This window comes from Pseudomonas sp. MF6755, from assembly GCF_016405635.1.
Classification (GTDB): domain Bacteria; phylum Pseudomonadota; class Gammaproteobacteria; order Pseudomonadales; family Pseudomonadaceae; genus Aquipseudomonas; species Aquipseudomonas haemolytica.
The window spans coordinates 76,447-91,419 of sequence record NZ_JAEKDA010000002.1 but is presented as its reverse complement, the minus strand read 5'-3'; the positions used below and the strand labels follow the sequence as shown (position 1 = coordinate 91,419).

Sequence of the window (14,973 nt, the reverse complement as noted above, 5' to 3'; positions counted from 1 at the left end):
TCCTCGGGCCGACGGGCAGGGCCATATAGGTAGAAAACCGCTTAAAAAATGCTGATCGGCTCTGCTTGGGTGGCTGTTAAGGTATAGCCTTGAACCGGCTATCGTTATGACAGTACAAAAACTTACCGAGGCCCTGTGAATGTTTTGCTGGCTGCTGTGGTCACAGCCCTGCCAAGCCGAGTTCACGCGGGCTGTTCCAGCCGCTAAATTTGTCGTTCGGGAATCTTAAATGCGTCTGTGTAAATTCTTCTTTGTAGGCTGCTTGTCGTTGGTCAGCCTGGCGAGTCATGCCGAAACCCTCAATGGCCTCTATCAAGTGCTCGAACCGGTCAGCAGCCAGTCGCCCCAGGAACGCGACCAGGCTACCCAGCGTGCCGTGCAGACCCTGGTGATCCGCCTGACCGGCGACGCCAAGGCCGCCGATGGCCCGGGCTTTGCGGCGATCCGCAAGGACCCGCAGCAAATCATCAGCCAGTACGGCTACGACGCCGGCCCACCGGAAAGCCTGCAAGTAGACTTCGACCCGGTCAGCACCGACCGTGCCTTGCGTGAGGCGGGCTTGTCTATCTGGGGCAGTAATCGGCCGTCGATCCTCGGTTGGTGGCTGAACGATTCTACCGAAGGCAGCAGCCTGGTCGGCGACGGCCAGTCCGTTGCCCAAGCGCTGCGCCGGGCCGCGCAACACCGTGGCTTACCGCTGCGCTTGCCGCTGGGCGACCTGGATGAGCAGGTCGTTGCCACGGCGCCGAATCTCGAAAGTGCCGACGCTACGCCCTTGCGTGCAGCCTCCGAGCGCTACGGCGCCGATGCTTTGCTCGCCGTGCATGCGCGTCAGGAAGGTAATCAGTGGCAGGCCAACTGGCGCCTGTGGCTGGGTGACAAGGCCGAGCAGGGCGCCGCCCAAGGGGCTGACACTGCCGCGCTGGCCGACGCTGTAATGCTGGCGGTCAGCCAAAAGCTGGCGCCGCGCTTTGCGGTCAAGCCGGGGGTGAGCAGCGAGCAATTGCTTGAGGTGCAGGGCATGAACCTGGAGCGCTACGCCGCACTGGGCCGTTTGCTGGAACCCTTTGGTGGTCAGCCGCAGTTAGTGGATGGCAATCGCATTGTGTATCGCGTCCATGGCAGTGCCGATCAACTGCGTACCCAATTGAGCCTGGCCAAGCTGCAGGAGATCCCTGCTGGCGAAGTCCCGGCCCAGCAACCCGTGGTGGATGGCACGCAACCGGCAGTTGCACCTGAGCCCCAGGCGCAATTACGTTTTCGTTGGTAAATAGTGTTTCTTCTTCTATATAGAAGAAGGGCGTAGATAACAGATGGAGTGGTGTATGGCGGATACGCGTCGTTGGGTGTGGCTTGGCGGGATTGTCCTGCTGTGCGGTTTTGTGTTCTTGCTGCATTCGATCCTGACGCCGTTCCTGGTGGCGTTGCTGCTCGCCTATCTGTTCGATCCCGTGGTGGATCGCCTGGAAAAAGCCGGCATGTCACGCACCTGGGGCGTGGTCACGGTGTTTGCGCTGTTCACCCTGATCATCACGGCGCTGGTGTTGATACTGGTGCCGATGTTGGCCAAGCAGCTGTTTCGCCTCTATGAACTGGCGCCGCAGATGCTCGACTGGTTGCAGCACACGGCAATGCCGTGGGCACAGTCCAAGTTTGGGCTGGCGGATGGTTTCTGGAAGTTCGACAAGGTCAAGGCGGCCATCAGCGAACATATGGACAAGACCACCGACATCGTCAGTGTGGTGCTCAGCCAGGCGACCGCTTCAAGCCTGGCGCTGATCGGTTGGTTGACCAACCTGGTGCTGATCCCGGTGGTAGCGTTCTACCTGCTGCGGGACTGGGACATCATGATGGCCAAGATCCGCAGCCTGCTGCCCCGTGACCGTGAAGAACGCATCGTTTCCCTGGCTGGTGAGTGCCATGAGGTACTGGGTGCATTTGTCCGCGGCCAATTGCTGGTAATGCTGGCCCTGGGGGTTATCTATGCCGCTGGCCTGATGGCGATCGGCCTGGAGCTGGGGCTGTTGATCGGCCTGATCGCGGGCCTTGCGGCCATCGTGCCGTATATGGGTTTTGTGATTGGCATCGGTGCGGCGCTGGTTGCCGGGTTGTTCCAGTTTGGTGGCGACCTCTACCCGATGCTGGGGATTGTCGCGGTGTTCATGGTCGGCCAGGCCCTCGAAGGCATGGTGCTGACACCGCTGCTGGTGGGTGACCGGATTGGCCTGCACCCGGTGGCGGTCATCTTTGCGATCCTGGCGGGTGGCGAGTTGTTCGGCTTTACCGGCATCCTGCTGGCGCTGCCAGTGGCGGCGGTGATCATGGTGCTGGTGCGTCATGTTCACGACTTGTACAAGGATTCCGACGTATACACGGGCGTTGATGAGCCCGATCTGTAATCGCGATGTCACAAACCCGGCCAAGGCCGGGTTTGTTGTTTCTGGCGCCGGGTGCGTCAAACATTCCGCGTAAATCTGCCGAGTTAACGCAAACCTTTGATTTTGCTTGTGGTCTGCTGCATTGTGCGCCCGGCGTCACGGGTATAAACTTTGCAAACTTTACATAGAGGCCACTAACGGTTCGATGGGAGCCGTTCAGTCAGCATGAAACCGATTCAGCTGCCCCTAGGTGTGCGTCTGCGTGACGACGCTACCTTTATCAACTACTACCCAGGCGCCAATGCCGCTGCACTCGGCTATGTCGAGCGGCTCTGCGAAGCCGACGCCGGGTGGACTGAAAGCCTGATCTATCTGTGGGGCAAGCATGGCGTGGGGCGTACCCACCTGCTGCAGGCCGCGTGCCTGCGTTTCGAGCAGATGGGCGAGCCGGCGGTGTACCTGCCGTTGGCCGAGTTGATGGACCGCGGTATCGGGATCTTCGACAACCTTGAGCAATATGAGCTGGTGTGCCTCGACGACTTGCAGGCAGTAGCGGGCAAGGCGGAGTGGGAAGAGGCGCTGTTTCACCTGTTCAACCGCCTGCGCGACAGCGGCCGCCGCCTGTTGATCGCGGCTTCTACGTCGCCTCGTGAGCTGCCGGTGAAGCTGGCCGACCTCAAATCGCGCCTGACCCTGGCACTGATCTTCCAGATGCGCCCATTGTCCGACGAGGACAAGTTGCGTGCCCTGCAACTGCGCGCATCCCGTCGCGGCCTTCACCTGACCGACGAAGTCGGGCACTTTATCCTGACCCGTGGCACCCGCAGCATGAGCGCGTTGTTCGATTTGCTCGAACAGCTCGACCAGGCTTCGTTGCAGGCCCAAAGGAAATTGACGATCCCTTTCCTGAAAGAAACCTTGGGTTGGTAAGGTATTGATTTCCCATGGTTCGGCACTTTTCAGGCGTCAGAAAACCTGCGTTTGAGCCCGGCGGGCCACGCAGTTGCAGGAATAAATTGAATTACGGCTTAGATGTCACAGTCGAAACCAGAAGTCACATAGATCGCGATTGAATTTGCAAATCGATGTGATAGAGGGCATAGTCTCGGCTTCTTTACACATCAGCCACGGTCGTGCCCATGCTAAATCGCTTCGCACCCCTCGTGCCTCTCGCACTCGTTACCCTGTTGTTTGGTTGCGCCTCCCACCCTCAACAGGTGGTTGAGCAGCAGAAACCACAACAGCAGACTCAACAGAAATTCGTCGCCGCGCAGTCTTCCACTGTCTATGAAGAAGAGCTGGCAACCGAGAAGGAACTGGCCGATTTCTCCGGCAGCAAGCCTTATCAACTGCCTCTGCTGGCCGACAGCATCCTTGAGCGCGGTAAGTCCCTGATCGGTACACGTTACCGTTTTGGCGGCACCTCTGAAGCCGGTTTCGACTGCAGTGGTTTCATCGGCTACCTGTTCCGTGAAGAAGCCGGCATGAATCTGCCTCGCTCGACTCGCGAAATGATCAACGTGGATGCACCGTTGGTCGCACGGAACAACCTCAAGCCGGGTGATCTGCTTTTCTTTAGTACCAGTGGCCGCGGTCGTGTCAGCCATGCCGGTATCTACCTGGGCGATAACCAGTTTATCCACTCCAGCAGCCGCCGCAGTGGTGGTGTTCGGGTAGATAACCTGGGTGACAGCTACTGGAGCAAAACCTTCATCGAAGCCAAGCGCGCACTCGCCATGGCCCCGACTACGGTTACCGCTAGTAAGTAAAGTTAAAGTGATACTTGAAGTTTGACGTGTAAGCGCTAGAATCCCTGGACATTGTTGTCATCCGTTCGCGCGAGCTTTGCTTGCGCGTTCTGGTTTTCAACGTTCGGCAGCGAAAGCCGCATCCAGACCAGGATTGTTCTGCACATGTCGACCTCGGCCCGCCTGATTCTTATTGTTTGCGCCGCGCTGCTCAGCGCCTGCGCTAGTCGCCCGCCGCCGCCCGCTCCTGTAGCGGTCAAGCCTAAGCCGGTGTTCAACTACGCCACCCAGAATTTCTCGCCTGCTGCCGAGGACGTGCTTTTCCGCGCACTGGGCCTGGTCGGCACGCCTTATCGCTGGGGCGGCAATACACCGGACTCGGGTTTTGATTGCAGCGGCCTGATCGGCTTTGTGTTTCGCGATGCCGCCGGCATCTCCCTGCCGCGCACCACCCGTGAGCTGATCGTGATGCGTGCCCAGGACGTCAGTGAGCAGAACCTGCAAACTGGCGACCTGCTGTTCTTCGCCACGGGCGGTGGTTCACGGGTCAGCCATGCGGGGATCTATGTCGGGGAAGGGCGCTTTGTGCATGCGCCGCAAACCGGCGGTACGGTGAAGCTCGATACGCTATCCAAAGCGTATTGGCAGAATGCTTACCTGAGTGCCAAGCGGGTGTTGCCGGGGAATCTGGCACGCAATCCTTGAAAGCAGCGGTAAGCTTCAAGCTCTAAGCTGCAAGAGGGCGCAACGCCTGCTTGCAGCTTGCAACTCTGCTATTTAGCAGCCGACACCCGCCAAACCTTATTCCCCACATCATCCGCCACCAACAAATCTCCCTGCTGGTCGATCACCACGCCCACCGGCCGGCCCATGGCTTTCTCGTCGCTGTTGAGAAACCCGGTCAGCACATCCACCGGTTGTCCTTTCGGCTGACCGCCTTCAAACGGCACGAAAATCACCTTGTAACCACTGTGCGGCTTGCGATTCCACGAACCATGCTGGCCAATAAATGCGCCGTTGCTGAACTGCGCGGGCAGTTTGTTGCCCTCGGCGAAGGTCAATCCCAAAGAGGCTGTGTGAGGGCCTACCGCATAGTCTGGCGCGATGGCCTTGGCGACCAGGTCCAGATTTTGCGGGGTCACGCGCACATCCACATGCTGGCCGTAATAGCTGAAAGGCCAGCCATAAAACCCGCCATCCTTGACCGAGGTGATGTAGTCGGGCACCAGATCGCTACCGATCTCATCGCGCTCGTTAACCGCGGTCCACAGTTTGCCGCTCTGTGGCTCCCAGGCCATGCCATTGGGGTTGCGCAGGCCAGAGGCAAAAATGCGGTGCTGGCCGGTAGCGCGGTCGACTTCCCAAATCGCGGCGCGGCCCTGTTCTGCCTCCAAGCCGTTTTCGCCAACGTTGCTGTTGGAGCCGACGCTTACATACAGCTTGCTGCCATCCTTGCTGGCGACCACGTTTTTGGTCCAGTGGTGGTTCAAGGGGCCACCCGGCAAATCCACGACAGTGGTGCCTTGGGCTTTGATCGCGGTTTCACCTGGCTGGTAGGGAAAGCGCAGCAACTTATCTGAGTCCGCTACATACAGGTCGTTACCGACCAGCGTCATGCCAAAGGGCGAATTGAGATTCTCCAGAAACACCGTGCGGGTTTCCGCCACGCCGTCGTGATCGGCGTCGCGCAATAACGTAATGCGGTTCGGGCTCGGCACGCCTGCGCCGGCACGCCCCATGACTTTTTCCATCACCCAGCCACGCACGCCCTTGGAATCATCCGGCTTGGGCGGTGCATTGGTCTCGGCCACCAGCACGTCACCGTTGGGCAACACGTAGAGCCAGCGCGGGTGATCCAGGCCCTCGGCGAACGCGGCAACCTGGGTGCCTGCGGCGGCCGTTGGCTTGGCGCCTTCAGGCCAGCCAATCGCCGGGGCGATATTGACGGTGGGGATCAGGGTCTTGTTCGGCTCCGGCAGTTTGGGCGAGGGCCCGATGCCGTCGGAGACCTGCAGGGTAGAGCTTTCACCGCAGGCCGCGAGGCTGCCTGCGAGCATGATCAGTAAGGCGAGTCGGGTTTTATGCATGGTTTTCTCCTTAATACCTGTAAGGGTAGAGAAGCACGGCGTACGGATGGTTCAAGTACAGAGCCAGCTTTAATTGACGCTCCACCCCCAACCCACTAACCTTCGCGGCTTGTTCCAGGTGCTCTGTGGCGCACGCGTCGACAGAGTGAAACAGGGAAGCCGGTGAGTGAGCGCACTTGTACACAGTGCTGCCGCGATTCCGGCGCTGCCCCCGCAACGGTAAATGAGTCAAGACGGTGCTGTTTGCCACTGTATCGCCCGCGATATGGGAAGGCGCGCCCTCGGCTGCTTCGATAAGACGCGCCACTCATGAGTCCGGAGACCGGCCTTGAACATTCAACAGCATCACGGTGGGCGATGCTTGGCTGTCTGTTTTTTCTTTTTCCTGCCCGCCGTTTTTGTCCAGCCCCAACGGAGAGCTGCCATGACTGATTCCCCCGACCGCGACGAACGCCACCTGGCGCGCATGCTGCGCAAAAAAGCCGTGATCGACGAACGCATCGCCAATTCCCCCAACGAGTGCGGCCTGCTGCTGGTGCTGACCGGTAACGGCAAAGGCAAGAGCAGCTCGGCATTCGGCATGTTGGCCCGGGCCATGGGCCATGGCATGCAGTGCGGTGTGGTGCAGTTCATCAAGGGGCGTAACAGCACTGGCGAAGAGTTGTTCTTTCGCCGTTTCCCCGAGCAGGTGCGCTTCCATGTGATGGGCGAAGGCTTTACCTGGGAAACCCAGGACCGCCAACGCGACATCGCCGCCGCCGAAGCCGCTTGGGCGGTGTCCCGCGCGCTGTTGCAAGACCCGGCCATCGGCCTGGTGGTGCTCGACGAACTGAACATCGCCCTCAAGCACGGCTATCTGGACCTGGACCAAGTGCTCAGCGACCTGCAAGCCCGCCCGCCGATGCAGCATGTGGTGGTCACCGGCCGCGGCGCCAAGCCTGAGTTGATCGAAATGGGCGACACCGTCACCGAAATGGGCATGCTCAAGCACGCCTTCCAGGCCGGTATCAAGGCACAGAAGGGCGTCGAACTTTGAATCAGCCCCGTCATTGCCCAGCCGTATTGATCGCCGCTCCGGCGTCCGGCCAGGGCAAAACCACCGTCACCGCTGCGCTGGCCCGTTTGCACCGCAACCTGGGACGCAAGGTGCGCGTGTTCAAATGCGGGCCGGACTTCCTCGACCCGATGATTCACGAGCGCGCCAGCGGTGCGCCGGTGTATCAATTGGACATGTGGATGGTGGGCGAGCAGGAAAGTCGCCGCCTGCTCTGGGAAGCGGCGGGGGAGGCCGACCTGATCCTGATCGAAGGCGTGATGGGCTTGTTCGACGGCACACCTTCCAGCGCCGACTTGGCGCGGCACTTCGGTGTACCGGTGCTGGGTGTGATCGACGGCACCGCCATGGCCCAGACCTTTGGCGCCCTGGCCCTGGGCCTGGCGCGCTATCAACCCGACCTGCCGTTCGCCGGCGTACTGGCCAACCGCGTCGGCACCCTGCGCCATGCCCAGTTGCTCGAAGGCAGCCTCACCGAGGGCTTGCGCTGGTACGGCGCGCTGTCCCGCGAGACCGGCATCGAACTGCCCAGTCGCCACTTGGGCCTGGTGCAAGCCAGCGAGCTGAATGACCTCGATGTACGCCTGGACGCCGCTGCCCAGGCATTGGGCAGCAGTTGCGAAGTCGCCCTGCCGCCGCCGGTGACCTTTGCTGCGCCCACAGTTATTGAGGCCAGACCGCTGCTCGCAGGCGTGCGTATCGCCGTGGCCCGTGACGAAGCCTTTGCCTTTACCTACGGCGCCAGCCTCGATCTGTTGCGGGCGATGGGCGCCGAACTGAGCTTTTTCTCACCGATCCATGATCGCCAACTGCCTGAAGCTGACAGTCTCTATTTGCCCGGTGGCTACCCGGAGTTGCACCACCAGGCGCTGTCGGCAAACACAGCGATGCTGGATGCGATCCGTGCTCATCACGCCGCTGGCAAGCCGTTGCTCGCCGAATGTGGCGGCATGCTCTATCTGCTCGATTCGCTGACGGATGTGGACGGCAATCGCGCCGAATTGGTTGGCCTGCTGCAGGGCGATGCGGTGATGCAAAAGAAACTCGCGGCCCTGGCCCTGCAAAGCGTCGAACTGCCGGAAGGCGTACTGCGCGGCCACACTTATCACCATTCCCTGACCAGCACCGAATGGGCACCGATTGCCCGTGGCCTGAGCCCCAACGGCGGGCGCGGTGCTGAAGCGGTGTATCGGCAGGGGCGGATGACCGCTTCCTACGTGCACTTTTATTTTCCGTCCAACCCAGGCGCGGTGGCCGCACTGTTTGCGCCGGACCTTGAGACCGTTATCGCAGGCAAGCCAGCTCCCACAATTGACCGAGTTGAAACCCAATTCAATGTGGGAGCGGGCTTGCTCGCGAAGAGGCCATGACTGACAACCAATTCCCCCAGGCCGACCGCGACGCCGTCTACCGCGCCATCGCCGAGCGCCGCGACATGCGTCATTTCAGCGGCGGCAGCGTCGCCCCCGAACTGCTGCAGCGCCTGCTCCAGGCCGCGCACCAGGCGCCAAGCGTCGGCCTGATGCAGCCCTGGCGTTTTATCCGCATCAGCGACCGCCCCTTGCGTGGGCAGATTCAACAGCTGGTGGAAGAAGAGCGCGTGCGCACCGCCGAGGCCTTGGGCGAGCGCTCCGATGAGTTCATGAAGCTCAAGGTCGAAGGCATCAACGACTGTGCCGAGGTCTTGGTGGCGGCTTTGACGGACGATCGCGAGCGCCACATCTTCGGGCGCCGCACCTTGCCGGAAATGGACATGGCGTCGTTATCCTGTGCAATCCAGAACCTGTGGCTGGCGGCGCGTGTGGAGGGCTTGGGCATGGGCTGGGTCTCGCTGTTCGAACCCCAGGCCCTGGCCGAGCTGCTGGGCTTGCCACCCGGTGCCAAACCCCTGGCCGTGTTGTGCCTGGGGCCGGTGGCGGAGTTCTATCCGGCACCGATGTTGCAGCTCGAAGGCTGGACCGAGCCGCGACCGTTGAGTGACATGCTGTATGAAAACAAGTGGGGAGTGAGTCAATGAGTGTGGCCTTGCTGTGTGTCGCTGCGGTGGCGCTCGATGCGTTGCTGGGTGAACCCAGGCGCTGGCATCCGCTGGTGGCGTTCGGCAATTTCGCCGGGCGCATCGAGCAGCGTTTCAATACTGGTGGGCGTGGCTGGCGCAGCCATGGCGTGACCGCGTGGTTTATCGCGGTGGTGCCGCTGACCCTGTTGGCCACGGCGTTGTCGTGGGCGCCTGTTATTGGCTGGCTGCTGGAAATCCTGGCGTTGTACTGCGCCCTTGGCATGCGCAGCCTGGGCGAGCATGTGACCCCGGTGGCTCAGGCCTTGCGCAGTGACGACTTGGATGAAGCACGCAAGCGCGTGAGCTACCTGGTGAGTCGCCAGACCAGCGAACTGGACCGCACCGAAGTCGCTCGTGCTGCCACCGAGTCTGTGCTGGAGAACGGCAGCGATGCGGTGTTCGCCGCGCTGTTCTGGTTTGTGGTGGCCGGTGTGCCAGGCGTGGTGCTCTATCGCCTGAGCAACACCCTCGACGCCATGTGGGGCTATCGCAACGAACGCTTCGAGCGCTTTGGCTGGGCGGCCGCCAAGATCGACGATGTCCTGAACTACATTCCTGCGCGTTTGGTGGCGTTGACCTACGCGTTATTGGGTAAAACCCGCCTTGCCTTCAAATGCTGGCGCACCCAGGGCCCGACCTGGGACAGCCCCAATGCTGGCCCTGTGATGGCCTCCGGTGCCGGTGCGTTGGGCGTCGAGCTCGGCGGCGCGGCGATTTATCACGGCGAGGTGCATCAGCGCCCGCAGTTGGGCGAAGGCCCACCGGCCGATGCCGACGCCATCGACCGTGGCTGGCAACTGGTGCAGCGCGGAGTATGGTTGTGGTTGCTGGTCCTGTGCGTAGGGGCGCAAATCTATGCTTGAGCATGGCGGTCGGCTGCGTAAAGCCGCGATTGAGTACGCAATTGCCGAGGCAGATTGGCTTGATCTGTCCAGTGGCCTGGCGCCCTGGCCGTGGCCTATCCCGGAGATTCCGTTGCGTGCCTGGGCACGTCTGCCGGAGAGCGACGACGGCCTGGAACAGGCTGCCAGCGAATATTACGGTACCGCCCAGTTGTTGCCAGTGCCGGGCTCCCAGGCCGCGATCCAACTGCTGCCGCGCCTGCGTCGCACCGGCAAGGTCGGCGTGCTCTCGCCCTGTTATGCCGAGCACGCCGAAGCCTGGCGTCGTGCTGGCTACGTGGTACGCGAGGTGCAGGAGCAGGAGGTCGACTTCTTTCTCGACAGCCTCGACGTGCTGGTGGTGGTCAACCCCAACAATCCCACCGGCCTGAGTCTGCCCCCGCAGCGCCTGCTGGACTGGCATGCGCGGCTGGCCCAGCGCGGTGGCTGGCTGGTGGTGGATGAGGCGTTCATGGACGTCACCCCAGACTTGAGCCTGGCAAGCCATACCCATGAAGTCGGCTTGATCGTACTGCGTTCATTCGGCAAGTTCTTTGGGCTGGCCGGTGTGCGCCTGGGTTTTGTGTTGGCCGAGCGCAAGTTGCTCAAGTTACTGGCCGAACAGGTCGGGCCATGGGCGGTCAGCGGGCCAACGCGGGTGCTGGGCCAGGTGTGCCTGCGCGATACCGCCGGGCACGCCCGTCAGCGCAGTCGGTGCATCGAAGCCGGCCAGCGCTTGTTCGAGTTGCTTGAGCGCCGGGGCTTTCAACCCCACGGCGGTTGCGCGCTATTCCAATGGTTGATTACACCTCACGCCGAACGGCTGCACGAGTTCATGGCCCAGCGCGGCATTCTGCTGCGTTTGTTTGTGCATGACAGCAGCGTGCGTCTGGGCCTGCCCGACACCGAAGCCGATTGGCTGCGGCTCGATGAGGCCCTGGCCGCCTACAAGGAGGCCACATGAGTACGCTGATGGTGCAGGGCACCACCTCCGACGCCGGCAAGAGCACCCTGGTGACCGCGCTGTGTCGCTGGTTGGTGCGTCAGGGCGTGGCGGTGGTGCCGTTCAAGCCACAGAACATGGCGCTCAACAGTGCCGTGACCGCCGAAGGCGGCGAGATTGGCCGCGCACAGGCGGTACAGGCCCAGGCTGCCAATCTGGCGCCCCACACTGATATGAACCCGGTGTTGCTCAAGCCCAACAGCGACACCGGCTCCCAAGTGATCATCCATGGCCGCGCCGTCACCAGCATGAACGCCGTGGCCTACCACGACTACAAAGCCATTGCGATGCAAGCCGTGCTGGCTTCCCACACGCGGTTGAGCGAAGCCTACGCGGTGGTGATGGTCGAAGGCGCGGGTTCCCCGGCCGAGATCAACCTGCGTGCCAATGACATTGCCAACATGGGCTTTGCCGAAGCGGTGGATTGCCCGGTGCTGTTGATCGCCGATATCAATCGCGGTGGGGTGTTTGCCCATCTGGTCGGCACGCTGGAGCTGCTGTCGCCCACTGAGCAGGCGCGAGTCAAAGGTTTCATCATCAACCGTTTTCGCGGTGACATCGCGTTGTTGCAGCCTGGGCTGGATTGGCTAGAGGCGCGCACTGGCAAGCCGGTAGTGGGGGTGTTGCCCTATGTGATGGACCTGCATCTGGAGGCAGAGGACGGTATTGACCAGCGCCAGATCGACAAGGCCGCCCAAGTGCTCAAGGTGGTGGTGCCGGTGTTGCCGCGTATCAGTAACCATACCGATTTCGACCCGCTGCGCCTGCATCCCCAGGTGGATTTGCAGTTTGTCGGGCCGGGGCAGGCGATTCCAGCGGCTGACTTGATCATCCTGCCGGGCTCGAAAAGCGTACGCAGCGATTTGGCGTTCTTGCGTGCCAATGGCTGGGATGTGGCCGTGGCGCGGCATTTGCGTTATGGCGGCAAGGTGCTGGGGATTTGTGGGGGCTTGCAGATGTTGGGTGAGCAGGTGCATGACCCGCTTGGGCTGGAAGGTGTGGCCGGGTCCAGTGCTGGCCTCGGGCTGCTGGCATTCGCTACGACGCTGGAGGAGGAGAAGCAACTGCGCAATGTGCGCGGGCGCTTGGTGCTCGAGGATGCTGAGGTGAGTGGGTATGAGATTCACGCGGGCGTGACGTCGGGTGATGCCTTATCGAGCGCTGCCGTGCTGCTTGATGATGGGCGCAGCGATGGGGCGCTGAGTGCTGATGGGCAGATTCTGGGTACGTACTTGCATGGTTTGTTCGAGACGCCTGAGGCGTGCAGTGCCTTGTTGCGTTGGGCGGGGTTGCAGGATGTGCAGGCGGTGGATTATCACGGGTTGCGCGAGCGTGATATCGAGCGGCTCGCGGACTTGGTAGAGCAGCACTTGGACACCGGTTTGTTGCGCGAGCTATGTGGGGTCTGACGGTGTGCATGGGATCAAAGTGTGGGAGGGGGCTTGCCCCCGATGGCGGCCCGTCGGCCCACGGATTCAAGCCTGCGTTCGGCCAGCGTGGTTTAACGGGGCGCCTGAGATCAAAAGCAAGAGCGACTCGCTGCGCATCGTGGTTACGTATAGCGCCACGTTTATTCTGGTTTCCCGCTCCATTTTTGACTTTTACAGGGCTCATTCCATGCTCCAACTGATCTTGGGCGGCGCACGCTCGGGCAAGAGTCGCCTTGCTGAAAAGCTCGCCAGCGATAGCGGTTTGACCGTCACTTATATCGCCACCAGCCAACCCTTGGACGGCGAGATGAACGCGCGCGTTGCCTTGCATCGTCAGCGGCGTCCTGACTCGTGGGGCTTGGTTGAAGAGCCCGTTGAACTGGCGCGTGTGCTGCGGGAAAACGCGGCGGCCGACCGTTGCCTGCTGGTGGATTGCCTGACCCTGTGGCTCACCAATCTGTTGATGCTCGATGACACGCAGCGCCTGGCCGTTGAGCGTGATCTATTGCTGCACACCCTGGCGTCGCTGCCGGGTGAAATCATTTTTGTCAGCAACGAGACCGGTCTGGGTGTCGTGCCGCTGGGCGAATTGACTCGCCGTTATGTGGATGAAGCCGGTTGGCTGCATCAAGCCTTGGCCGAGCAGTGTCAGCGTGTTGTGCTGACGGTCGCCGGTCTGCCCCTGACTTTGAAAGGTACTGCGTTATGACGGATTCCTGGTGGCTCAACCCCTGCAAGGCCATCGATGCCGCTGCCCACGAACAGGCGCTGGTGCGCCAGCAGCAGTTGACCAAGCCCGCCGGTTCCCTCGGCCAGTTGGAAGCGCTGGCGGTGCAGTTGGCGGGTTTGCAGGGCCAGGTCAAACCGTCGGTGGATCGGCTGTGGATCGCGATTTTCGCGGGCGATCACGGCGTGGTCGCCGAAGGCGTGTCGGCGTTTCCCCAGGAGGTGACCGGGCAGATGCTGCATAACTTTGTCACCGGTGGTGCGGCGATCAGCGTATTGGCGCGGCAACTGGATGCGCAGTTGGAAGTGGTCGACCTCGGCACGGTGACGCCATCGCTGGATTTGCCCGGTGTTCGCCACCTGAATATCGGTGCGGGCACGGCCAATTTCGTCGAGGGCCCGGCGATGACCCAGGCCCAGGGGCAGTTGGCCCTGCAAGCCGGACGAGACAGCGCGCACCGCGCCCTGGAAAGCGGCGCGCAGTTGTTTATCGGCGGCGAGATGGGCATTGGCAACACCACCGCAGCCAGTGCGTTGGCCTGTGCATTGCTGGATTGCCAGGTGAGTGACCTGACAGGCCCCGGCACGGGTTTGAATGCCGTGGGCGTCAGCCACAAGGTAGCGGTGATTGAGCGCGCGTTGGCGCTGCATGCCGGCCAGCGCGGTGATGCGTTGCAAACGCTGTTCAACCTTGGCGGCTTTGAAATTGCCGCACTGGTCGGTGCCTACCTGGCCTGCGCTCAGGCAGGCGTCGTGGTGTTGGTAGACGGCTTCATCTGTAGCGTTGCCGCGCTGGTGGCGGTGCGCTTGAACCCGGCGTGCCGCGAATGGCTGGTGTTCGGCCATCGGGGTGCCGAGCCGGGCCATCGCCATGTGCTGCACAGTCTCGATGCCCAGCCTTTGCTGGAACTGAATTTGCGCCTGGGTGAGGGCAGCGGTGCGGCGCTGGCGGTGCCGTTGTTGCGCCTGGCGTGTGCGCTGCACGGGCAAATGGCGACGTTCGCCGAAGCGGCCGTGGCGGACCGCCCCGCATGACCTTGCACCTGGACCTGTTGCGCCACGGCGAAACCGAGCTGGGTGGCGGCCTGCGTGGCAGCCTTGACGATGCATTGACGGCCAATGGCTGGGCGCAGATGCGCGCCGCAGTGGTGGGGCAGGGGCCGTGGGATCGGTTGATCAGCTCGCCGCTGCAACGCTGCGCCTTGTTTGCCCAGGAGTTGGGGGCACGGCTCGACCTGCCGGTGAGCCTGGAGCCCGCGCTGCAAGAGCTTCACTTCGGCGCCTGGGAAGGCCAGAGCGCAGCCGCGTTGATGGAGACCGATGCCGAAGGGCTGGGGCTGTTCTGGGCTGATCCCTACGGTTTCACACCGCCGCAAGGCGAGCCTGTCATCCGGTTTTCCGAACGGGTGCTCGGTGCTGTCTCGCGGCTGCATCAGGCTTATGCTGGCCAGCGCGTGCTGTTGATCAGTCATGGCGGTGTCATGCGCCTGCTGTTGGCCCGGGCGCGCGGTTTGCCACGTGAGCAACTGCTGAATGTCGAAGTCGGCCACGGCGCATTGTTCAGCCTGCAGGTGGGTGCTGACAGCGTATTGAAGGAAGGAACCTGA

At 62.0% G+C, this 14,973-nt stretch carries 15 protein-coding genes and 1 riboswitch; of the genes, 14 read left to right on the top strand and 1 reads right to left on the bottom strand.

All coding sequences use genetic code 11. The features are described 5' to 3' along the window. The first annotated feature begins 229 nt into the window (after nucleotides 1-229). The 5 genes from JFT66_RS02815 (at nucleotide 230) to JFT66_RS02795 (ending at nucleotide 4,831) form a co-directional block, all read left to right on the top strand. Nucleotides 230-1,270 (top strand): DUF2066 domain-containing protein, encoded by a 1,041-nt coding sequence (locus JFT66_RS02815; protein WP_198858709.1) that lies wholly within the window; start codon nucleotides 230-232, stop codon nucleotides 1,268-1,270. 55 nt (nucleotides 1,271-1,325) lie between these two features. Next, nucleotides 1,326-2,399 (top strand): AI-2E family transporter, encoded by a 1,074-nt coding sequence (locus JFT66_RS02810; protein ID WP_034117136.1) that lies wholly within the window; start codon nucleotides 1,326-1,328, stop codon nucleotides 2,397-2,399. 204 nt (nucleotides 2,400-2,603) lie between these two features. Beyond that, nucleotides 2,604-3,308, top strand: coding sequence for a DnaA regulatory inactivator Hda (hda, locus tag JFT66_RS02805; RefSeq protein WP_003193052.1), 705 nt, complete (start codon nucleotides 2,604-2,606; stop codon nucleotides 3,306-3,308). Nucleotides 3,309-3,517: 209 nt separating this feature from the next. After that, on the top strand, nucleotides 3,518-4,147 hold the full coding sequence (locus JFT66_RS02800; RefSeq protein ID WP_198858708.1) for a C40 family peptidase: 630 nt from the start codon (nucleotides 3,518-3,520) through the stop codon (nucleotides 4,145-4,147). A 144-nt stretch (nucleotides 4,148-4,291) separates the two neighbouring features. Next, complete coding sequence (locus JFT66_RS02795) at nucleotides 4,292-4,831, top strand: C40 family peptidase (RefSeq protein ID WP_034117134.1); 540 nt, start codon at nucleotides 4,292-4,294, stop codon at nucleotides 4,829-4,831. A gap of 68 nt (nucleotides 4,832-4,899) precedes the next feature. On the opposite strand, the gene JFT66_RS02790 is transcribed toward JFT66_RS02795, so the two are convergent. Then, entirely contained in the window at nucleotides 4,900-6,213 is a 1,314-nt protein-coding gene (locus JFT66_RS02790; RefSeq protein WP_153838133.1) for a PQQ-dependent sugar dehydrogenase, read from the bottom strand. Nucleotides 6,214-6,312: 99 nt separating this feature from the next. Further along, nucleotides 6,313-6,558: riboswitch (cobalamin riboswitch) on the top strand. 79 nt (nucleotides 6,559-6,637) lie between these two features. Here JFT66_RS02790 and cobO point away from each other — a divergent pair. The 9 genes from cobO to cobC all read left to right on the top strand — a co-directional run bounded on the left by cobO (nucleotide 6,638) and on the right by cobC (nucleotide 14,973). Beyond that, the gene (gene cobO, locus JFT66_RS02785; RefSeq protein ID WP_034117132.1) at nucleotides 6,638-7,249 is read left to right on the top strand and encodes a cob(I)yrinic acid a,c-diamide adenosyltransferase; all 612 of its coding nucleotides are present in this window, start codon (nucleotides 6,638-6,640) and stop codon (nucleotides 7,247-7,249) included. Next, the gene (locus JFT66_RS02780) at nucleotides 7,246-8,637 is read left to right on the top strand and encodes a cobyrinate a,c-diamide synthase (RefSeq protein ID WP_034117131.1); all 1,392 of its coding nucleotides are present in this window, start codon (nucleotides 7,246-7,248) and stop codon (nucleotides 8,635-8,637) included. Before cobO ends, JFT66_RS02780 begins: the two co-directional genes overlap by 4 nt. Continuing rightward, complete coding sequence (gene bluB / locus JFT66_RS02775; protein WP_198858707.1) at nucleotides 8,634-9,284, top strand: 5,6-dimethylbenzimidazole synthase; 651 nt, start codon at nucleotides 8,634-8,636, stop codon at nucleotides 9,282-9,284. Before JFT66_RS02780 ends, bluB begins: the two co-directional genes overlap by 4 nt. Continuing rightward, entirely contained in the window at nucleotides 9,281-10,189 is a 909-nt protein-coding gene (gene cbiB, locus JFT66_RS02770) for an adenosylcobinamide-phosphate synthase CbiB (RefSeq protein WP_034117129.1), read from the top strand. Before bluB ends, cbiB begins: the two co-directional genes overlap by 4 nt. Beyond that, the gene (gene cobD / locus JFT66_RS02765; protein ID WP_034117128.1) at nucleotides 10,182-11,171 is read left to right on the top strand and encodes a threonine-phosphate decarboxylase CobD; all 990 of its coding nucleotides are present in this window, start codon (nucleotides 10,182-10,184) and stop codon (nucleotides 11,169-11,171) included. Before cbiB ends, cobD begins: the two co-directional genes overlap by 8 nt. Continuing rightward, nucleotides 11,168-12,619: a cobyric acid synthase gene (locus JFT66_RS02760; protein WP_198858706.1), complete on the top strand. Its 1,452-nt coding sequence runs from the start codon at nucleotides 11,168-11,170 to the stop codon at nucleotides 12,617-12,619. The genes cobD and JFT66_RS02760 overlap by 4 nt, the downstream gene beginning before the upstream one ends. A gap of 208 nt (nucleotides 12,620-12,827) precedes the next feature. Continuing rightward, nucleotides 12,828-13,349, top strand: a complete 522-nt coding sequence (gene cobU, locus JFT66_RS02755) for a bifunctional adenosylcobinamide kinase/adenosylcobinamide-phosphate guanylyltransferase (RefSeq protein ID WP_034117126.1) — start codon at nucleotides 12,828-12,830, stop codon at nucleotides 13,347-13,349. After that, complete coding sequence (cobT, locus tag JFT66_RS02750) at nucleotides 13,346-14,401, top strand: nicotinate-nucleotide--dimethylbenzimidazole phosphoribosyltransferase (RefSeq protein WP_198858705.1); 1,056 nt, start codon at nucleotides 13,346-13,348, stop codon at nucleotides 14,399-14,401. The genes cobU and cobT overlap by 4 nt, the downstream gene beginning before the upstream one ends. Further along, nucleotides 14,398-14,973 carry an alpha-ribazole phosphatase family protein gene (gene cobC / locus JFT66_RS02745; RefSeq protein ID WP_198858704.1) on the top strand — a complete coding sequence of 192 codons (576 nt, stop codon included), beginning with the start codon at nucleotides 14,398-14,400 and terminating at the stop codon, nucleotides 14,971-14,973. The genes cobT and cobC overlap by 4 nt, the downstream gene beginning before the upstream one ends.